The organism is Thauera sp. ZXT1-4 (assembly GCF_052598215.2).
Window position 1 is genome coordinate 147,453 of record NZ_JBQWSN020000001.1, and the last position, 19,256, is coordinate 166,708.

General features: G+C 65.5%; 17 protein-coding genes. All 17 read left to right on the forward strand.

What is annotated here, in order from left to right:
- Positions 1-23: 23 nt before the first annotated feature.
- A complete protein-coding gene (locus ACUH78_RS00755) occupies positions 24-476 on the forward strand; it encodes a CBS domain-containing protein (protein ID WP_418363060.1) in 453 nt (150 codons plus the stop codon).
- Positions 477-705: 229 nt separating this feature from the next.
- Positions 706-2,367 (forward strand): long-chain-fatty-acid--CoA ligase, encoded by a 1,662-nt coding sequence (locus ACUH78_RS00760; RefSeq protein ID WP_445332512.1) that lies wholly within the window; start codon positions 706-708, stop codon positions 2,365-2,367.
- Positions 2,368-2,682: 315 nt separating this feature from the next.
- Positions 2,683-4,350, forward strand: a complete 1,668-nt coding sequence (gene ilvB / locus ACUH78_RS00765; RefSeq protein ID WP_445332511.1) for an acetolactate synthase large subunit — start codon at positions 2,683-2,685, stop codon at positions 4,348-4,350.
- Positions 4,350-4,667, forward strand: coding sequence for an acetolactate synthase small subunit (gene ilvN / locus ACUH78_RS00770; RefSeq protein WP_418363057.1), 318 nt, complete (start codon positions 4,350-4,352; stop codon positions 4,665-4,667). Before ilvB ends, ilvN begins: the two co-directional genes overlap by 1 nt.
- Before the next feature lie 180 nt (positions 4,668-4,847).
- Positions 4,848-5,978, forward strand: a complete 1,131-nt coding sequence (gene aroC / locus ACUH78_RS00775) for a chorismate synthase (RefSeq protein WP_418363056.1) — start codon at positions 4,848-4,850, stop codon at positions 5,976-5,978.
- Between the two features lie 15 nt (positions 5,979-5,993).
- On the forward strand, positions 5,994-7,160 hold the full coding sequence (locus tag ACUH78_RS00780) for an MFS transporter (protein ID WP_445332510.1): 1,167 nt from the start codon (positions 5,994-5,996) through the stop codon (positions 7,158-7,160).
- Between the two features lie 13 nt (positions 7,161-7,173).
- A complete protein-coding gene (locus ACUH78_RS00785; RefSeq protein WP_445332509.1) occupies positions 7,174-7,989 on the forward strand; it encodes a M48 family metallopeptidase in 816 nt (271 codons plus the stop codon).
- 73 nt (positions 7,990-8,062) lie between these two features.
- Positions 8,063-9,472 (forward strand): 3-isopropylmalate dehydratase large subunit, encoded by a 1,410-nt coding sequence (gene leuC, locus ACUH78_RS00790; protein WP_418363053.1) that lies wholly within the window; start codon positions 8,063-8,065, stop codon positions 9,470-9,472.
- A gap of 28 nt (positions 9,473-9,500) precedes the next feature.
- Positions 9,501-9,629 carry an entericidin A/B family lipoprotein gene (locus ACUH78_RS00795; RefSeq protein ID WP_418363052.1) on the forward strand — a complete coding sequence of 43 codons (129 nt, stop codon included), beginning with the start codon at positions 9,501-9,503 and terminating at the stop codon, positions 9,627-9,629.
- On the forward strand, positions 9,629-10,267 hold the full coding sequence (gene leuD / locus ACUH78_RS00800) for a 3-isopropylmalate dehydratase small subunit (RefSeq protein ID WP_418363051.1): 639 nt from the start codon (positions 9,629-9,631) through the stop codon (positions 10,265-10,267). The genes ACUH78_RS00795 and leuD overlap by 1 nt, the downstream gene beginning before the upstream one ends.
- 49 nt (positions 10,268-10,316) lie before the next feature.
- The gene (gene leuB / locus ACUH78_RS00805; RefSeq protein WP_435751647.1) at positions 10,317-11,381 is read left to right on the forward strand and encodes a 3-isopropylmalate dehydrogenase; all 1,065 of its coding nucleotides are present in this window, start codon (positions 10,317-10,319) and stop codon (positions 11,379-11,381) included.
- A 54-nt stretch (positions 11,382-11,435) separates the two neighbouring features.
- Complete coding sequence (gene asd, locus ACUH78_RS00810) at positions 11,436-12,569, forward strand: aspartate-semialdehyde dehydrogenase (protein WP_445332588.1); 1,134 nt, start codon at positions 11,436-11,438, stop codon at positions 12,567-12,569.
- Between the two features lie 210 nt (positions 12,570-12,779).
- Positions 12,780-15,941 carry a motility hub landmark protein FimV gene (locus tag ACUH78_RS00815; RefSeq protein WP_445332508.1) on the forward strand — a complete coding sequence of 1,054 codons (3,162 nt, stop codon included), beginning with the start codon at positions 12,780-12,782 and terminating at the stop codon, positions 15,939-15,941.
- A 64-nt stretch (positions 15,942-16,005) separates the two neighbouring features.
- Positions 16,006-16,611: a CbiQ family ECF transporter T component gene (locus ACUH78_RS00820; RefSeq protein ID WP_445332507.1), complete on the forward strand. Its 606-nt coding sequence runs from the start codon at positions 16,006-16,008 to the stop codon at positions 16,609-16,611.
- Complete coding sequence (truA, locus tag ACUH78_RS00825) at positions 16,608-17,405, forward strand: tRNA pseudouridine(38-40) synthase TruA (RefSeq protein ID WP_418363046.1); 798 nt, start codon at positions 16,608-16,610, stop codon at positions 17,403-17,405. Before ACUH78_RS00820 ends, truA begins: the two co-directional genes overlap by 4 nt.
- Positions 17,406-18,029, forward strand: coding sequence for a phosphoribosylanthranilate isomerase (locus ACUH78_RS00830; RefSeq protein ID WP_418363045.1), 624 nt, complete (start codon positions 17,406-17,408; stop codon positions 18,027-18,029).
- The gene (gene trpB, locus ACUH78_RS00835) at positions 18,016-19,227 is read left to right on the forward strand and encodes a tryptophan synthase subunit beta (protein WP_418363044.1); all 1,212 of its coding nucleotides are present in this window, start codon (positions 18,016-18,018) and stop codon (positions 19,225-19,227) included. The genes ACUH78_RS00830 and trpB overlap by 14 nt, the downstream gene beginning before the upstream one ends.
- The last annotated feature ends 29 nt before the right edge of the window (positions 19,228-19,256 follow it).

The following is a 19,256-nucleotide window of genomic DNA, read 5'->3' on the forward strand; positions in this document are numbered from 1 at the left end:
ATTTACAGGCTTCGGAGACCGTCATGCTGGTGAGCGAGATTCTCGCGATCAAGGGCAAGGTGTTGTTTACCATCGCGCCCAACAGGAACATTGCCGAAGCGGTCGAGATCATGAACGAGCAGGACGTCGGCTCGCTCGTCGTTTTTTCTCGTGGCGAGATGGTTGGCCTGCTGACCTTCCGCGAGGTGCTGGTCGCCGTGCAGAAAGCGGGCGCCGACTGGCAGGCCCTCAGCGTCGGGGACGTCATGCTGCAGGATCCGCGCTCGGCTTCGCCGGACATGGAAATGGACGAGCTGCGCCGCCTGATGGTCGAGCATCATCAGCGCTACCTGCCCGTAATGGATGGCCATACGCTGCTCGGCGTGGTCAGCTTCCATGATGTGGCGAAGGCTGTGCTCGAAGAGCAGAGCTTCGAGAACCGGATGCTGAAGAACTACATCCGCAACTGGCCCGAAGGCGAGGAGCGGCAGCAGTAAGTATCCGCAAGAACAAGACCGGGCGATCTGCCCGGCGCGCGGTGCGCAGTCACCGCACCTCCATGGACGGAGCGATCCGTCCCGCCGACACCCCACCCTAAAACAAACGGGGGCGGCTTGGTTGGAATGAAGCGGCAGGTGCATGCGCCTGCTGGACGCCTCGGGAGGGCGGAGCCGGCGGGGCCACATGGCCCTGCTGGCGTTATTTCCAGCAACAGGAGGAGAAAGCGTGGAAAAAATCTGGCTGAAGAGCTACCCCCCGGGCGTGCCGCCGGAAGTCGACGTCGACGAGTTCCGCTCGCTCGGCCATCTGTTCGAGCGCAGCGCAGCGCGCTTTGCCGACCGGACGGCCTACGTGTGCATGGGCAAGGCGATCCGTTATGCCGAGCTCGAGACCCAGTCGGCACGCTTCGGCGCCTTCCTGCAGGGTGAGCTGAAGCTTCCGAAGGGCTCGCGCATCGCACTCATGATGCCGAACGTGCTGCAGTATCCGATCGCACTGTTCGGCGCCTTGCGCGCTGGATACGTCGTCGTCAACGTCAATCCGCTATACACGGCGCGGGAGCTTGAACATCAACTCAAGGATGCGGGTGCGGAGGCGATCGTCATCCTCGAGAACTTCGCGCACACGCTCGATCATGTGCGTGCGCAGGTGCCGGTAAAGCACATCGTGGTGGCCAGCATGGGTGAACTGCTGGGCTTCCCGAAGGGGCCGATCGTCAATTTCGTGGTTCGCCGCGTGCGCAAGATGGTGCCCGCGTGGCGGCTCGACGGTCACGTGCGCTTCAGCGAGGCGCTGCGCCGCGGTGCAGCGCATACGCTGCAGCCGGTGGACGTGGGGCATGACGACATCGCCTTCCTGCAGTACACCGGAGGGACCACCGGAGTGGCGAAGGGAGCAATGCTCACGCATCGCAACATCATCGCCAACCTTCAGCAGGCGCACGCCTGGATCGGGCCCTACGTGAACGAGGGCAGTGAGACCATCATCACCGCGTTGCCCCTGTACCACATCTTCTCTCTGACGGCGAACTGCCTGACTTTCCTGAAGATCGGGGCGGTCAACGTGCTGATTCCCAATCCGCGCGACATTCCGGGCTTCGTCAAGGAACTGGGCAAGCATCGCTTCACCGTCATCACGGGGGTGAACACGCTCTTCAACGCCCTTGTGAACAACCCCGATTTTGCCAAGCTGGATTTCTCTTCGCTCAAGGTCACGCTCGGTGGTGGCATGGCCGTGCAGCAGGCCGTCGCCGAGAAGTGGAAGCGCGTGACCGGGGTGCCGCTGGTCGAGGCCTATGGTCTGACCGAGACATCGCCCGCCGTCACCATCAACCCGCTTGACCTCAAGGCATTCAACCATTCGATCGGACTGCCCGTCTCCTCCACCGAGATCAGCATCCGCGACGATGAGGGCAACGAGCAGGCCATCGGGCAGCGCGGCGAGCTCTGCGTGCGTGGTCCCCAGGTCACCCCGGGGTACTGGCGGCGGCCGGAGGAGACGGCGCGCGTGTTCACCGCGGACGGGTACCTGCGCACCGGAGACATCGCGATCATGGACGAGAAGGGTTTCATCACCCTCGTGGATCGCAAGAAGGACATGATCCTGGTCTCGGGTTTCAACGTGTATCCGAACGAGATCGAGGACGTGGTTGCGAGCCACCCGGGGGTGCTCGAGGTGGCCGCGATCGGTGTGCCCGACGAGCGTAGCGGCGAAGCGGTGAAGGTGTTTGTCGTGCGCAAGGATCCTGCGCTGACGTCCGAGGCGGTGCTCGCGCATTGCCGCGAGAACCTCACCGGCTACAAGATCCCGCATCACATCGAATTCCGTGACGAGTTGCCGAAGAGCAACGTGGGCAAGATCCTGCGCCGGGAACTGCGTGACAGCTGATGCGGCAAGTTTCTCGCAACAAGTTTCTTGTGCAATGCACAGTTTCGTGCTTAAACTTCGGTCCACGTTTCCAGGCCGTTGAGCCAGGCACCCGTTAAAGAGACGTTCATGACCCGGTTTGAAGCCCTTGCCCTCGTATCCGTAGTACGCGTAGTAGGCGTAGGCAGGCGCGCGTCGTAACGGGACACGAAACACAGGACAGCAGGAATCTCCAACCCCCGTCGGCGCGCAAGCCCGACGGGGGTTTTGCTTTTTGCGCCCCGCCGGTACTGACGCCGCAGCACTCTCACCGTATCCCCAAGCAAGGAGAGCAACATGATGCAAATGACCGGCGCGCAACTGATGGTGCGCCTTCTCGAGCGCCAGGGCGTACGCACCGTCGCGGGAATCCCCGGCGGCGCGATCCTGCCCTTTTATGACGCGATGTCCGCGAGCGAGCAGATTCGCCACGTGCTCGCTCGTCACGAGCAGGGGGCGGGCTTCATGGCACAGGGCATGGCACGCGTCTCCGGCGTGCCGCAGGTGTGCATTGCCTCCAGCGGCCCCGGAGCGACCAACCTGGTGACGGCGATCGCCGACGCCTGTCTCGACTCCATCCCGATGGTGGTCATCACCGGTCAGGTGCCGCAGGCAATGATCGGCACCGATGCCTTCCAGGAAGTCGACATCTACGGCATCACGGTGCCGATTACCAAGCATAACTTCCTCGTCCGCTCGGCACAGGAACTGCTCGAGGTGATTCCGGACGCGTTCCGCATCGCGATGTCCGGCCGCCCCGGCCCGGTGCTGATCGATGTGCCCAAGGATGTGCAGAATCAGCTGATCACCGTCGATGAACTGCCGCCGCCCGCAGTCGCGGATGCGACGCCGCAACTCGACATGGAGGCGATCGAGGCGGCGGCGCGGATGATCAACGAGGCCGAGCAACCGGTGCTCTACCTCGGCGGCGGCGTCGTCAGCTCGGGCGCTGCGCCGCTCGCGGTGCAACTGGCAGAGCAGGGCGGGCTGCCGACCACGATGACGCTGATGGCGCTCGGGGCGATGCCGATGGATCACCCCCTTTCGATCGGCATGCTCGGCATGCACGGCGCGCGCTACACCAACTTCGTGCTCGAAGAGGCCGACGTGCTGATCTGCGTGGGTGCCCGCTTCGACGACCGCGCCATTGGCCGCGCGGCGCAGTTCTGCCCGAACGCGAAGGTCGTGCATATCGACATCGACCCCTCCGAACTGCACAAGATCAAGACCGCCCACGTCGCGATCCATGCCAACGTGAAGTGCGCACTCGAAGCGCTGCTGCCGCGCATCCAGGTCGCCCTGCGCAAGCGCTGGCTGTCGCACGTAGAGAGCCTGAAGACGCGCTTCCCGATGCAATTCCCCGGCCAGGATGATCCGCGCACCCACTATGGCTTGATCCAGGCGGTGGCCGGTGCACTCGACGACCGCGCGATCATCGCGACCGACGTCGGTCAGCACCAGATGTGGGTCGCGCAGGCCTATCCCTTCCGCCGTCCGCGCCAGTGGCTCACCTCGGGTGGCCTGGGTACGATGGGCTTCGGCATGCCGACCGCGATCGGTGCGGCGCTCGCAGAGCCGGAGCGCACGGTCGTCTGCTTCACCGGTGACGGCAGCTTCAAGATGAATATCCAGGAGCTTGCGACGCTGGCCGAGGAGGGGCTCAACGTCAAGATCGTGCTGATGAACAACAATGCGCTCGGCCTGGTGTATCAGCAACAGAAGCTCTTCTACGGCCAGCGCCTGTTCGCCTCCAAGTACCGAACCGAGCCCGACTTCGTGAAGATCGCCGAGGGGTTCGGCGTGCCTGCGGTCGATCTGGACAAGGTCGACAACCCGCGCGCAGCGCTTGCCGAAGCCCTGCATGCGCCCGGCCCATGCCTGATTCACGCGACGATTGATCGCGAACAATTCGTGTATCCCATGGTGCCGCCGGGTGCGGCCAACACCGAGATGATCGGAGGCTGATGATGATCGAACAGGTTGCCGACCCCCTGCCGCAAGCCGGCTATGCCAAGGTCGTTCTGGAACTGGATGTGAACAACCACCCCGGGGTGATGAGCCACATCTGCAATCTCTTTGCGCGCCGCGCCTTCAACGTCGAGGGCATCCTGTGCATGCCGGTGTCCGACGGCAAGCGCTCGCGCATCTGGTTGCTCGTGTTTGAAGACCAGCGCCTCGAGCAGATGATCCGCCAGCTTGAGAAGCTCGAGGACGTGCTCAATGTCCGCCGCCATGGTGCGGAGCACGAGGTGTTCGAGCGCCTGGAGGGTTTCTTCCACTAAATTGCGCGCGGGCCGATCCGGCCGCGCGGACGCCTGTCGGCATGCTGCCGCCGGGCTGAAGGGGGCGGGGTGCGCGTGCTAGACTCGCGCCCCGTCCCCGTTCATTTCGAGATGCCTTGTGCTGCGAGTGCGCGTGCTTCGGCCGTCACCTTCGCTGCATGGGCGAAAAGAGAGATTCCCATGTCCGGCAACACCCTCGGCACGCTCTTCACCGTCACCTCCTTCGGCGAATCCCACGGCCCCGCGATCGGCTGCATCGTCGATGGCTGCCCGCCGGGACTGGCGATCAGCGAGGCCGACATCCAGGCCGAGCTCGATCGCCGCAAGCCGGGCACCTCGCGACACGTCACGCAGCGCCGTGAGCCGGACACCGTCGAGATCCTCTCCGGCGTGTTCGAGGGCGTCACCACGGGTACACCGATCTCGCTGCTGATCCGCAACCAGGACCAGCGCAGCAAGGACTACGGCAACATCGCCGATACCTTCCGCCCCGGCCATGCCGACTACGCCTACCTGCAGAAATACGGCCTGCGCGACCATCGCGGCGGTGGGCGCTCGTCGGCGCGCGAGACCGCGGTGCGGGTGGCGGCGGGCGCGATCGCGAAGAAGTGGCTGAAGGAACGCCACGGCATTGTCATTCGTGCATGCATGACTGCGCTTGGCCCGATCGAGATTCCCTTCGTGTCGTGGGAAGAGGTCGATGGCAACCCTTTCTTCGCCCCCAATGCCGCGATCGTGCCGGAACTCGAAGCTTACATGGACGCACTGCGCAAGTCCGGCGACTCCATCGGCGCGCGCATCGACGTGGTTGCCAGCGGCGTCCCGGTGGGCTGGGGCGAGCCGGTGTATGGGCGTCTCGACGCCGATATCGCCTACGCGATGATGGGCATCAACGCGGTCAAGGGCGTGGAGATCGGCGCCGGCTTCAAATCGGTGGCGCAGCGTGGCACCGAGCATGGTGACGAGATGACGCCGCAGGGCTTCCTGTCCAATCACGCCGGCGGCGTGCTTGGCGGCATCTCCACCGGGCAGGACATCCTCGCCAGCATAGCGATCAAGCCGACCTCGAGCATCCGCCTCGAGCGCCGCTCGATCGACCGCGCCGGCAAGCCGGTGATGGTTGCCACCGAAGGCCGCCACGATCCCTGCGTGGGCATCCGTGCCACGCCGATCGCCGAGTCGATGCTCGCACTGGTGCTGATCGACCACGCGCTGCGCCATCGTGCGCAGTGCGGAGACGTGCGCAGCGACACGCCGTGCATTCCCGCGCTCGCGCCGGAAGGGGACCAACGCCTGCCTTCGCCGCGCTGAAGCGACGCGGGCGCGATGATCCCGTACTGGCGCCTGTCCGCCTACTACTTCTTCTACTTCGCCTTCGTCGGCGCGTTCTCGCCGTACTTCACGCTCTACCTGCAGTCGATCGCGCTGTCGGCGACCGATATCGCGCTGCTGATGTCGCTGATGCAATTGATGCGCGTGCTGGCGCCCAACCTGTGGGGCTGGCTGGCGGAGAAGCTGGGTCTGCGCATGGCCATCGTGCGCCTGTCTGCCCTTGCGAGCCTGGCAGGTTTCTCGGTGTTCTTCATGACCACCGAGTTTGCCGGCCTGTTTGCGGCAATGGCGCTGATGGCTTTCTTCTGGAGCGCTGCGCTGCCGCTGGTGGAGGGGCTGACTTTTTCGCACTTGGGGGAGGCGGCCCACCGGTACGGCAGCATCCGGGTCTGGGGGTCCGTAGGCTTCATCGTCGCCGTGCTCGCACTCGGCCATTCGCTGGACCACCTGCCGATCGAGGCCGTGCTGTGGGTCACTTCCGCCATCCTGGGGGGCATCGTGGTGTGCAGCGCGCTCGTTCCCGAGGCGGCGCGCCCGCCTGCGCAGCGGCAGGCAGCAAGCTTTGGCGATACCTTGCGCAGGCCCGAGGTGCGGGCGCTGCTCGGGGCGTGTTTCCTGATGTCGGCGGCGCACGGCGCCTTGTACGTGTTCTACTCGATCTTTCTGGTCGACATCGGCTACGACAAGGCGCTCGTGGGCTGGATGTGGACGCTGGGGGTGATCGCCGAGATCATCGTATTCATGTGGATGCCGCGCATCTCGCAGCGCTTTTCGCTGCGCACCATCCTCCTGTTCTCGTTTGCCTGTGCGGTGCTGCGCTTTCTGATGATCGGCTGGGGGGCGGACAGCCTGGCGCTGCTGCTGGCGCAGTTGCTGCACGGAGCCACCTTCGGCGCCTATCATGCAGCGGCCATCGCGGTGGTGAACCAGTGGTTCCCCGGTGCGCTGCAGTCGCGCGGGCAGGCGCTGTACGGCAGCCTGTCCTTCGGCGCGGGTGGAATGCTCGGTGGCCTGCTGAGCGGTTACACCTGGGAAATGATCGGTGCCGCGTGGACCTATACGATTGGGTCTGGATTCGCGCTGGCTGGTTTTGTCTGGCTGCTGCTGGGCTGGAAGCAGCATGGCGTGCCGCGTGCGCCCGGCCGGGAAGGGGCCGCCTGAGGAGATCGATACGATGAAGTCAATGTGCAAGTTCGTCATGCCGGCCCTGGTTGCCGGCGCTCTCGCCACCGGCTGTCAGACGGTGCAGACCACCCAAGGGGGGGCCGTCGGCGTGCAGCGCTCGCAGCTGATGATGGTGTCGGCGCAGGAGGTGGAGCAGGCCTCGAGCAAGCAGTATCAGGACATGCTCGCAGAGGCTCGGCGGAAGAACGCGCTCAACCGCGATGCCGCGACCGTGCAGCGGGTGCGGCGCATCGTCTCACGACTGACGCCACAGACCGGCGTGTTTCGCCCGGACGCTCCGTCCTGGGCGTGGGAGGTTAACGTGTTCAGCGCCGACGAGCTCAACGCCTGGTGCATGGCGGGCGGGAAGATGGCGATCTACACCGGCCTGATCGATCGGCTCCGGCTCACCGACGACGAGATCGCCGCCGTGATGGGGCACGAGATCGCGCACGCCCTGCGCGAGCATGCGCGGGAGCGGGTGTCGAAGGCGATGGCAACGGGTCTTGGCATTTCGGTCGCAGGCGCGCTGCTCGGCGTGGGGCAGGCGGGGCAGGACCTGATGGGTACGGTGGCCAAGGTCACGTTCGAGTTGCCCAACTCTCGCGAACACGAAACCGAGGCGGACCGCATGGGTGTGGAGCTCGCCGCCCGGGCAGGCTACGATCCGCGCGCCGCGGTGACGCTGTGGAACAAGATGGCCAGCCAGTCGGCCGGGGCGCCGCCGCAGTGGCTGTCTACGCACCCCTCGCATGCCAGCCGCCAGCGCGACCTGGGCGAGTACGCGGCCCGCGTGATGCCGCTCTATCAGGCGGCCCGGCGCTGAGCCGGGGCGTGCTGTCCAGGCTTGCAGGCTTTGTGAAATAATTCATTCCTTTTTCTGACGCGGAACCACAGGGATGCACGCTCAAACGCTGTACGAAAAGCTCTGGTCCAGTCATGTCGTCCACCAGGAGGCCGACGGCACGGCGCTGATCTACATCGACCGCCATCTGGTCCATGAAGTGACCAGCCCGCAGGCTTTCGAAGGCCTGAAGCTGGCTGGGCGCAAGCCGTGGCGGATCGGCTCCATCGTTGCCACCGCCGACCACAACACGCCGACCGATCACTGGGATCTGGGTATCCAGGATCCGGTGTCGCGCCAGCAGGTCGAGACGCTCGACGCCAACATCCGCGAAGTGGGCTCGCTCGCCTACTTCCCGTTCAAGGACGCGCGCCAGGGCATCGTACACGTGATCGGCCCGGAGAACGGCGCCACGCTGCCTGGCATGACCGTGGTGTGTGGTGACTCGCACACCTCCACGCACGGCGCTTTCGGCTGTCTGGCGCACGGCATCGGCACCTCGGAGGTGGAGCACGTGCTCGCCACCCAGTGCCTGCTGCAGAAGAAGTCCAAGACCATGTTGATCCGGGTCGACGGCCAACTAGGCCGCGGGGTCACCGCCAAGGATGTCGTGCTCGCCATCATCGGGCGGATCGGCACCGCTGGCGGCACCGGCTACGCGATGGAGTTCGGCGGCAGCGCGATCCGTTCGCTGTCGATGGAAGGCCGCATGACGATCTGCAACATGGCGATCGAGGCGGGTGCCCGGGCCGGCATGGTGGGCGTGGACGAAACAACGATCGACTACCTCAAGGATCGTCCGTTCTCGCCCAAGGGCGCTGCCTGGGACCAGGCGGTCGACTACTGGCGTAGCCTGCACAGCGACGAGGGGGCCGAGTTCGACAAGGTCGTCGAGCTCAAGGCCGAGGACATCCTGCCGCAGGTCACCTGGGGTACTTCGCCCGAGATGGTCACCACGGTCGATGGTCGCGTGCCCGACCCCGCTGCAGTCACCGATCCGGTGCGCCGCGAAGGCATGGAGCGCGCGCTGAAGTACATGGGGCTGGCAGCCAACACGCCGATCACCGACATCAAGGTGGATCAGGTCTTCATCGGATCGTGCACCAACTCGCGCATCGAGGATCTGCGCGAAGCTGCCGCCGTGGCCAAGGGACGCAGCAAGGCCGCCAACGTTCGTCGCGTGCTGGTGGTGCCGGGCTCCGGCCTCGTCAAGCGCCAGGCCGAGGAAGAGGGCCTGGACAAGGTCTTCCTCGCCGCTGGCTTCGAGTGGCGCGAGCCGGGCTGTTCGATGTGTCTGGCAATGAACGCAGACCGGCTCGAGCCGGGCGAGCGCTGCGCCTCGACCTCGAACCGCAACTTCGAGGGTCGCCAGGGCGCGGGTGGTCGCACCCACCTGGTGAGCCCGGCGATGGCTGCGGCGGCTGCAGTCACCGGCCACTTCACCGACGTGCGCACGCTGGCCTGAAGACCAGTACCCGATTGAGGAGAATGCAATGAAGAGACTTGCACTGATCGCCGCCGCGCTCGTCGCCGGCTTCGCCTCCATGGCCTGCAATACCGTGCAGGGCGTCGGCAAGGACATCGAAAGGGGTGGCGAGGCCATCCAGAGGGCAGTGAAATAATGAAGCCGTTTACCACGCTCGACGGCCTGGTCGCGCCGCTCGACCGCGCCAACGTCGATACCGACGCGATCATCCCCAAGCAGTTCCTCAAGTCGATCAAGCGCAGCGGCTTCGGCCCCAATGCCTTTGACGAGTGGCGTTACCTCGATGTCGGCCAGCCGGGTCAGGACAACAGCCAGCGTCCGCTCAACCCCGACTTCGTGCTCAACCAGGCGCGCTATCAGGGCGCGCAGATCCTGCTGACCCGCGACAACTTCGGTTGCGGCAGCTCGCGCGAGCACGCGCCCTGGGCGCTCGAAGACTACGGTTTTCGCGTGCTGATCGGCCCGAGCTTTGCCGACATCTTCTTCAACAACAGCTTCAAGAACGGCCTGCTTCCGATCAAGCTCGATGCGGCCGAGGTCGATGAACTGTTCCGCCAGTGCGAAGCCAGCGCGGGGTACCGCCTGCAGGTGGATCTGGCCGCGCAGACTATCACCCGTCCGGACGGCAAGGTGATCACGTTCGACATCGACCCCTTCCGCAAGGAATGCCTGCTCAACGGCTGGGACGACATCGGCCTCACCTTGCGCCATGCCGAAAGGATCCGCGCCTTCGAAGAAAAGCGCCGCGCCGAGCACCCCTACTACTTTGCCTGAGCCTGCTTGCCCGAAGCGGGCGGCTCCCTGAACCAAGGAAAACGATTCGATGAAGATTTGCGTGCTGCCGGGTGACGGCATCGGTCCCGAGATCATGGCCCAGGCCGTGCGCGTGCTGAACGCGCTCGACCTGAAGCTCGAGATGGAAGAGGCGCTGCTTGGCGGCTGCGCGGTGGATGCCACCGGCACCCCCTATCCTGAAGCGACGCAGAAGCTCGCGCGTGAAGCGGATGCGGTGCTGCTCGGTGCCGTCGGCGGCCCGAAGTGGGACACCCTGCCGCGTGAGCAGCGTCCGGAGCGTGGTCTGCTCGGCATCCGCAAGGATCTGGGCCTGTTCGCCAACCTGCGCCCGGCCATCCTGTACCCCGAGCTCGCCAATGCATCGTCGCTGAAGCCCGAGGTTGTCGCGGGGTTGGACATCCTGATCGTGCGTGAGCTCACCGGCGACATCTACTTCGGCCAGCCGCGCGGCATCGAGATGCGCGAGGTCGAGGGCACCCAGCAGCGTGTGGGCTGGAACACCATGATCTACGCCGAATACGAGATCCGCCGCATCCTCAAGGTCGCCTTCGAGGCGGCGCAGAAGCGTGGCAAGAAGCTGTGCTCGGTCGACAAGATGAACGTGCTCGAATGCACGCAGCTGTGGCGCGACATTGCCGAGGAGGTCGCCAAGGACTACCCGGACGTCGAGCTCAGCCACATGCTGGTCGACAACGCCGCCATGCAGCTCGTGCGTGCGCCCAAGCAGTTCGATGTCATGGTCACCGGCAACATGTTCGGCGACATCCTGTCGGATGAGGCCTCGATGCTCACCGGCTCGATCGGCATGCTGCCGTCGGCCTCGCTGGATGCCAACAACAAGGGCCTGTACGAGCCCTCGCACGGTTCCGCGCCGGACATCGCCGGCAAGGGCGTGGCCAACCCGCTCGCCACCATCCTTTCGGCGGCGATGATGCTGCGCTATACGTTCAATCAGGAAGCGGCCGCGCAGCGTGTCGAGAATGCGGTCAAGAAGGTGCTCGCACAGGGCTATCGCACGGGCGACATCTACGAGCCAGGTACGACCAAGGTCGGCACCCGCGAGATGGGCGACGCGGTGCTCGCGGCGCTGTAAGCTTCTGGGTCTGAAGCGGTTTTTCGAAGAACGTCTTTGTAGAGAGTGATGAACATGAATCGAGTCGGTCTGGTTGGCTGGCGTGGCATGGTGGGTTCCGTGCTGATGCAGCGCATGGTGGAAGAGGGCGACTTCGCCTTCATCGAGCCGGTGTATTTCTCCACCTCGAACGCCGGCGGCAAGGCGCCGTCCTTCGGCGGCAAGGAAGCCGCCGCGCCGCTGCAGGACGCGACGAACATCGATGCGCTCAAGGCCTGCGACATCGTGATCACCTGCCAGGGCGGCGACTACACCAAGGAAGTCTTCCCCAAGCTGCGCGCCACCGGCTGGAACGGCCACTGGATCGACGCCGCCTCCGCGCTGCGCATGAACGACGACGCGGTGATCATCCTCGACCCGGTCAACCGCAACGTCATCGACGCCGCGCTCGCCAAGGGCGGGCGGAACTGGATCGGCGGCAACTGCACCGTGTCGCTGATGCTGATGGGCCTGGGCGGCCTGTTCCGGCACGGCCTGGTGGAGTGGATCTCGGCGATGACCTACCAGGCGGCCTCGGGCGCCGGCGCGCAGAACATGCGCGAACTCATCAGCCAGATGGGCACCATCCACGACTCGGTCAAGGATCTGCTGGCCGATCCGGCCTCGGCCATCCTCGAGATCGACCGTAAGGTCGCCGAGACGATGCGCTCGGACAGCTTCCCGAAGAAGAACTTCCGCAATACGCCGCTCGCCGGCAGCCTCATCCCCTGGATCGACGTGCCGGTCGAGCACGGCCAGAGCAAGGAAGAGTGGAAGGGCGGCGCCGAATGCAACAAGATTCTCGGCAATCCGGCCTTCCGCAGCCCGGGCTCGATCCCGATCGACGGCCTGTGCGTGCGCATCGGCGCGATGCGCTGCCACTCGCAGGCGCTCACCATCAAGCTCAAGAAGGACGTTCCGCTCGACGAGATCACCGAGATCATCGCCGGCGCCAACCAGTGGGTGAAGGTGGTGCCTAACGATCGCGAGATCACCGAGCGCGAACTGACCCCGACCGCCGTCACCGGCACGCTGACCGTCCCGGTCGGCCGCCTGCACAAGATGGCGATGGGCCCCGAGTACCTCGGCGCCTTCACCGTGGGCGACCAGTTGCTGTGGGGCGCGGCCGAGCCGCTGCGCCGCATGCTGCGCATCCTGCTCGAAGCTTAAGTATCGGGCTGAGCAGACGTAAAAAAGGGGGCGCGAGCCCCCTTTTTGATTGGCGTTCCCGCACGGGGGCGGTAATCCGTCACGCTAAATGCATCGAATCGGCTTTCGATGATGATGCGATGACCGTCGGGAAATGCTAGATTCCTAGCCCAACGGCACTATTTGTGGCCGTAGCGTTCAGTTCCGGGGAGACGTGATTTGAAATCCAACATGACGAAGTCGGTCAGAGCTTCTCTGCTCGCACTTTCCATCGCGGCCATGCCGCTTGCGGCAAGTGCGGCAGGACTTGGGCAGATCAATGTTTTCAGCGGTCTCGGTCAACCCTTGCGCGCTGAAATCCAGATCAGTGCCACCGCGCAGGAGCTCCAGTCCCTCAGTGCCAGGATTGCTTCCACCGAAGCATTCCGGCGTGCGAATCTGACGTACGGCAGTTCGATCAGTGCGATTCGGGTCAGTGTCGATACGCGCGCAACGCGTCCGGTGATCCGCCTCTCCAGTGAGCGGCCGATCAACGATCCGTTCATCGATCTGCTTGTGGAACTGAACTGGGCGAACGGGCAACTGCTGCGCGAATACACCTTCCTGCTCGATCCGGTGGACATCGCCGCGCCGAAACCGCTGGCCGCCACCGTGGATACCCCGGCGGCAGCGCCGGTACCGCGTGCAGCGCCAACTCGTGCGAGCGCTCCGGTAGCCTCCGCGCAGACGGCGGATACCTACGCCGTCCGGCGAGGTGACACCATGCACCGAATCGCGGGCAGGGTCGCGCCGGCGGGGGCAACGCTCGATCAGACCCTTGTCGCGCTGCAGCGTGCCAATCCACAGGCCTTCGATGGCGGGAACATGAACCGGCTACGTGCCGGGTCGGTGCTCAAGGTACCTGCGGCCGAGAGCGTTCGCACGATCGATGCTGGCGAGGCGCGCCGCGAAGTGCGGGCCCAGGCCGCCGACTTCGAGGCGTATCGTCGTGGTCTGGCCGGTACCGCAGCCGCGCGGCCCGCGGTGCCCGCTGGCGAGGCCCGGCAGGAGAGTGCTGGCGCGATCGTTCCGAAGGTGGAAGAGCCTGCGGTGACAGAACGCAGTGGCGATCAGGTCCAGATCTCCCAGGATCCCGAGGCCGGCGACGGTAGCGCCCTGTCCCGGCTTCAGGCGCTCGAGGAAGAACTTGCCACGCGCACTGCGGCGCTTGATGAAGCCAATGCGCGCCTCGGGCAGCTTGAGCGCAGCCTGCAGGACCTGCAACGCCTGCTCGAACTGCAGAGTGGCACGATGGGCCAGTTGCAGGCCGAAGCAGAAACGGCGGGTGATGGCGGTGCGGCAGCGCCGACTGCCGCAGGGTCGGGTGAGCCTGAAGCGGCTGTCCAGGCGGCCCCTGCAAGCGCCGAACCGGCAGCAGGCACCGCGCCGGCAGCGGGTGTGGAGCCCGCCGCAGGGACCGAGGTGGCGATGCCTCCGGCGGACAGCGCGGCCGCAACGGCTGCGCCCGCAGCCGCAGCACCGCAGCTCGAGCCGAGCGCGACACCCGTCGCCGCGCCTGCACCAGAACCTGCACAGCCCCCGCAGACCGCTACGCCATCTGAGCCTGCGCCTCGGCGGGCGCCTGCGCCGGCCCCAGCGCCACAGCCCGAACCCAGCTTCGTCGATACCCTGCTTGCGGATCCTGCGGTGCTCTATGGCGGTGGCGGTATCCTGGTCCTGTTGCTCGCCTACGCCGGTCTGAAGTCCCGCCAGCGGCGCAAGGATCAGGAGATCCTCGCCGCGGATGCGACCCTGGACAAGCAAGTGGCGGGTGCCGACAGTCAGGCCGTCTTCGGCAGCACGGGCGGGCAGAGCGTCGATACCGGCGCCAGCAGCATCATGCACACGGACTTCAGCCAGACGGGGTTGTCTTCGATCGACACGGATGAGGGCGTCGATCCGGTCGCCGAAGCCGACGTGTACATGGCCTATGGTCGTGACGCCCAGGCGGAGGAGATTCTGCAGGATGCGCTCAAGGCCGACCCGGGCCGCGCAGCCATCTACCTGAAGCTGCTGGAGATCCACGCCCAGCGGCGCGATGCCCGTCAGTTCGAGAGCGTTGCGACCGAGCTGTTCTCGCGTACCGGCAGTCACGGGCGTGACTGGGAGAAGGCGGCTGCGCTCGGCCGCAAGCTAGACCCCGAGAACCCGCTCTATGCGACGCCGGTTTCCGAGTCCTTGGCTGGCTTGAGCAACCTGGATGAGCCGACCTCGCCGGGCTTCGGCGCGACCGCGACGCTCGCTGCAGGGGGCGTCGCCGCCGCTGCTGCGGTTTCGGTGATGCCGGAGCCTGATGGCACTGCTCGGCCGTCCGCGCCTGCGATGGCTGAAGACGAGCCGGCCGCGGACGAGTTCGAGCTTTCGGCGCTGGATTTCACCACCTCCTCTCCGGTCGAGACTTCGCATTCGCAGATGCGCGACACCTGGACACTTCCCGGTGAACTCAACAAATTCACCGGCGCTGAAGCTGAGGAACCGGTTGATGAGCCGACGATCGACGCGGGCGTGATCGACTTCGAACTCGATCTGGGCGATGAGCCGTCGACGTCTGAGGCTGTGGTGGCGGCTGAGCAGGAAGAGACTGCGGACGCCGAGGCAGCTGTGGACGAGCTCATTTCCGCGACGGACTCGGCGCAGGAGGGTGACGAGGGCGCATTGGTGTTCGATCTCGACATCGGCGGCAGCGCGCCAGCGACCGGACAGGCGCCTGAGCCGGCCGCAGGCAACGAGGCCGCCGGGGACGCGGTGGCCACGACGAGCAGTATCGATTTCGAGCTCCCTGACGTCGATCTCGATGCCACCGGAGACCGCTTCGACCTGGCGGCAACCATCGTCAGCAGTGACGCTGCCGCAATCGATGCATTTGACGAGGGTGAGAAGCCGTCTGCGGCCGAAGCCGCGGCGGCTGCAAGCGCGGCGCCCAGTGAGGAGCCCGTGGTTGATCTCGAGAAAACCAGCTTCGACAACAGTCTGCTCGATTTCGATTTTGAGCTGGATGTGCCCGAGGCGGCGTCTGCCGCGACGGGTGCGATGCCCGCCGGGCTGGATCTCACCTCCATCGATCTGGATCTCGAGAAGTTCGACGAAGGGTTGGCGGGGTCCGGAGACGAGATGCCTGCCTCGATGATCGAGACCCGGCTGGAAGGCGACCTGCCGGGCATGGGACTGGAGGCTGACGACGGGGGGGCTCCGGGGCCGGATAATGAGGAGTCCGAAACCAAGCTTGAACTCGCCCGCGCCTACGAGGAGATGGGCGACAACGAGGGGGCCCTCGAACTCCTTCGCGAAGTGGTGGCAGAAGGCTCCGAGAGACAGCAGGCCGCAGCGCGCGATATGATCGCCCGCCTGAGCTGAACGCTCCTTGCCGGGCCGCCGCGTGCCTCGGGCCCGCGGCGGCCTTTCTTCGTTAACCCCCCGCATGCATTCCGGTCTGATCCTGCTCCTTTGGCTGGCTGCCGTGGCCAGCATTCAACTCCTGCCCCCGCAGGCGCTCGGCGCTGCGGTGTTGGTCTGTGTTGCGCTCGCCGCGCTGCTTGCCCCAAGGCGAAGCTGGCGTCTGGTGAAGCGGGTGCGCGTGCTGCTGATTGCGATCGCCGCGCTGTTTGCATGGTTTACGCCGGGGGAAGCGCTCTTCTTCGACTGGCCCCGGCTTGGCCCGAGCCGGGAAGGTGTCGTTCTCGCTGCGGTTCATGCTGCTCGACTGCTCGCCGTGGTCTGTGCGGTGGGTATCCTGCTGGAGCGCTTGTCGTTGGAACGCCTCGTGGGCGGATTGCATGCACTGGCGCGCCCTTTGCGCCTGATCGGGGTGCCGCCCGAGCGGCTGGCCCTGCGCTTGTTGCTGGTGCTGCAGTACGTCGAGCAGTCGCCCAGGGGGCGTGCCGGTCATTGGAAAGACTGGTTGGTCGATGAGACCGGGCAGCAGACGGCCGATCCTGTCGTCCTGCGCAGGGAACGCATGGGGGGGATCGATGTGCTGGTCGCCGTATGTGTGTTCGGCGTGCTGCTGTGGTGGAGTCTGAAGTGACGCGCGTTGTGCTGGGGCTTGAGTATGCGGGCGATGCCTTCTGTGGCTGGCAGAGCCAGGCGCATGGGCGCACGGTGCAGGATGTGCTCGAGGCGGCGCTGGCGCAGATCGCTGCCGAGCCGGTGCGCCTGCATTGTGCCGGCCGCACCGACACCGGCGTGCATGCGAGTGCTCAGGTGGCGCATTTCGACACCGGCGCAAGACGTCCGGCCTCGGCCTGGGTGCGCGGCGTCAATGCCCTGCTGCCGTCATCGGTCGTGGTGCGCTGGTCGGCCGAGGCCGACGAGGACTTTCACGCCCGCTATCTCGCGTACGAAAGGCAGTATCGCTACATTCTGCACAATGCACCTACGCGGCCTGCGATGCTGACCCGGCGGGTAGGGTGGTTTCATCTGCCGCTGGACGATACGCGCATGGCGGCTGCCGCTGCGTGTCTGGTCGGCACGCACGATTTCTCCTCGTTCCGTGCCGCTGGCTGCCAGTCGAAAACGCCCGTAAGGGTGATGCGCGAGGCGCGCGTCAGTCGTCAGGGGGACTACCTGCTGTTCGATTTCCGCGCCAACGGCTTCCTGCATCACATGATCCGCAACCTGGTGGGGGCGCTCGTCTATGTTGGCAAGGGGCGTTACCCGGTCGAGTGGATGCGTGAACTCCTCGAGGCGCGTGATCGAACCCGTGCAGCGCCAACCTTCTCCCCCGATGGCCTCTATCTGTGCGGTGTGCGCTACCCGCCGCGCTGGCCGCTGCCCAACGATGGGCGTATCATCGCGCTGCCTCAGCTACCCCTCGTCTGAATGTCCCCGACCCGAATCAAGATCTGCGGCCTGACCCGCCCGCAGGACGTGCGCGCGGCCGTCGAAGCCGGTGCCGACGCGATCGGCTTCGTGTTCTATCCGCCCAGTCCGCGCGCGGTGTCCGCCGAACAGGCCGCCGAACTCGTCGCGCTGTTGCCCCCGTTCGTGAGTTCCGTAGGCCTGTTCGTGAATCCCGCGCCGGGGGAGGTGGAATCCGTGCTCGCGAGCGTCCCGCTGCAGTTTCTGCAGTTCCATGGTGACGAAACCGAGGCCGACTGTGCGCGCTTCGGTCGGCCGTGGATCAAGGCGGCCAGGATGCGCCCAGGGGTCGATCTGCTAGAATTTGCTGCATCGCACCCACGCGCCTGCGGCATCCTCGTCGACGCTTTCGTCGAGGGCTACGGCGGTGGTGGAAAAACTTTCGACTGGTCGCTGATTCCGCAGGGTTTTTCGCGACCGCTGGTCCTGTCCGGCGGACTCGATGCGGACAACGTGACCGAGGCTGTACGTCGTATCCGCCCGTGGGCGGTGGATGTGTCGAGCGGAGTCGAGAGTGCCAAGGGAATCAAGGACGCCGAGAAGATCGCTGCGTTCGTTGCCGGAGTTCGACATGCAATTGGCTGACACGCCTTATCAGTTTCCCGACGCGAGCGGACATTTCGGTCCCTATGGAGGCGTCTTCGTGTCCGAAACGCTGATGCCGGCGCTGGCCGAACTGCGTGAAGCCTACGCAGCTTGCCAACGTGATCCGGCATTCATCGCCGAATTCGAGTACGAGCTCAAGCACTACGTCGGCCGCCCGAGCCCGATCTATCATGCCAAGCGCTGGTCTGAGATCCTGGGCGGCGCGCAGATCTACCTCAAGCGCGAGGATCTGAATCACACCGGCGCGCACAAGGTCAATAACTGCATTGGTCAGGCCATGCTTGCCCGCCGCATGGGTAAGCCGCGCGTGATCGCAGAGACCGGGGCCGGCCAGCACGGCGTCGCCACGGCCACCGTGGCTGCGCGCTACGGCATGGAGTGCGTGGTGTATATGGGCTCGGAAGACGTCAAGCGCCAGGCGGCCAATGTCTACCGCATGAAGCTGCTTGGTGCGACCGTCGTCCCGGTCGAATCCGGTTCGAAGACGCTCAAGGACGCCTTGAACGAGGCTATGCGCGATTGGGTTACCAACGTCGCCGATACCTTCTACATCATCGGCACCGTCGCCGGTCCGCACCCCTATCCGATGATGGTGCGTGATTTCCAGTCGGTGATCGGCAAGGAGTGCCTGGTGCAGATGCCGGAGATGACGGGGCGCCAGCCCGACTACGTGATCGCGTGCGTCGGCGGTGGCTCGAACGCAATGGGCATCTTCCATCCATACATCGATGTGGCGGGCGTGAAGCTCGTCGGCGTTGAGGCTGCGGGCGACGGGCTGGACAGTGGCCGTCATTCGGCCTCGCTGACCGCAGGGCGCCCCGGCGTGCTGCATGGCAACCGCACCTACCTGCTGCAGGACGAGGACGGGCAGATCATTGAGACGCATTCGGTGTCCGCGGGTCTCGACTATCCCGGAGTCGGTCCCGAGCACGCCTGGCTCAAGGACTCTTCGCGTGCCGAATATGTCGGCATCACCGACGCGGAGGCGCTCAAGGCCTTCCATGACCTTTGCCGGCTGGAGGGCATCATTCCGGCGCTCGAGTCGTCGCATGCGCTTGCCTATGCCGCCAAGCTCGCGCCGACCTTGCCCAGAGAAAAGATCCTGCTGGTCAATCTTTCCGGCCGTGGCGACAAGGACATGCACACCGTCGCCGAACGTTCCGGTATCCAGTTCTGAACCTGCCCCGGGCCGCGCAAGCGGCCCGC

Excerpts from the sequence above, each read along its gene's own strand:
- ACUH78_RS00755 (WP_418363060.1), top strand. The coding sequence starts at position 24 with ATGCTGGTGAGCGAGATTCTCGCGATCAAGGGCAAGGTGTTGTTTACC.
- ilvB (WP_445332511.1), top strand. The coding sequence starts at position 2,683 with ATGATGCAAATGACCGGCGCGCAACTGATGGTGCGCCTTCTCGAGCGC.
- ilvN (WP_418363057.1), top strand. The coding sequence starts at position 4,350 with ATGATGATCGAACAGGTTGCCGACCCCCTGCCGCAAGCCGGCTATGCC.
- aroC (WP_418363056.1), top strand. The coding sequence starts at position 4,848 with ATGTCCGGCAACACCCTCGGCACGCTCTTCACCGTCACCTCCTTCGGC.
- ACUH78_RS00780 (WP_445332510.1), top strand. The coding sequence starts at position 5,994 with ATGATCCCGTACTGGCGCCTGTCCGCCTACTACTTCTTCTACTTCGCC.
- ACUH78_RS00785 (WP_445332509.1), top strand. The coding sequence starts at position 7,174 with ATGAAGTCAATGTGCAAGTTCGTCATGCCGGCCCTGGTTGCCGGCGCT.
- leuC (WP_418363053.1), top strand. The coding sequence starts at position 8,063 with ATGCACGCTCAAACGCTGTACGAAAAGCTCTGGTCCAGTCATGTCGTC.
- ACUH78_RS00795 (WP_418363052.1), top strand. The coding sequence starts at position 9,501 with ATGAAGAGACTTGCACTGATCGCCGCCGCGCTCGTCGCCGGCTTCGCC.
- leuD (WP_418363051.1), top strand. The coding sequence starts at position 9,629 with ATGAAGCCGTTTACCACGCTCGACGGCCTGGTCGCGCCGCTCGACCGC.
- leuB (WP_435751647.1), top strand. The coding sequence starts at position 10,317 with ATGAAGATTTGCGTGCTGCCGGGTGACGGCATCGGTCCCGAGATCATG.
- asd (WP_445332588.1), top strand. The coding sequence starts at position 11,436 with ATGAATCGAGTCGGTCTGGTTGGCTGGCGTGGCATGGTGGGTTCCGTG.
- ACUH78_RS00815 (WP_445332508.1), top strand. The coding sequence starts at position 12,780 with ATGACGAAGTCGGTCAGAGCTTCTCTGCTCGCACTTTCCATCGCGGCC.
- ACUH78_RS00820 (WP_445332507.1), top strand. The coding sequence starts at position 16,006 with ATGCATTCCGGTCTGATCCTGCTCCTTTGGCTGGCTGCCGTGGCCAGC.
- ACUH78_RS00830 (WP_418363045.1), top strand. The coding sequence starts at position 17,406 with ATGTCCCCGACCCGAATCAAGATCTGCGGCCTGACCCGCCCGCAGGAC.
- trpB (WP_418363044.1), top strand. The coding sequence starts at position 18,016 with ATGCAATTGGCTGACACGCCTTATCAGTTTCCCGACGCGAGCGGACAT.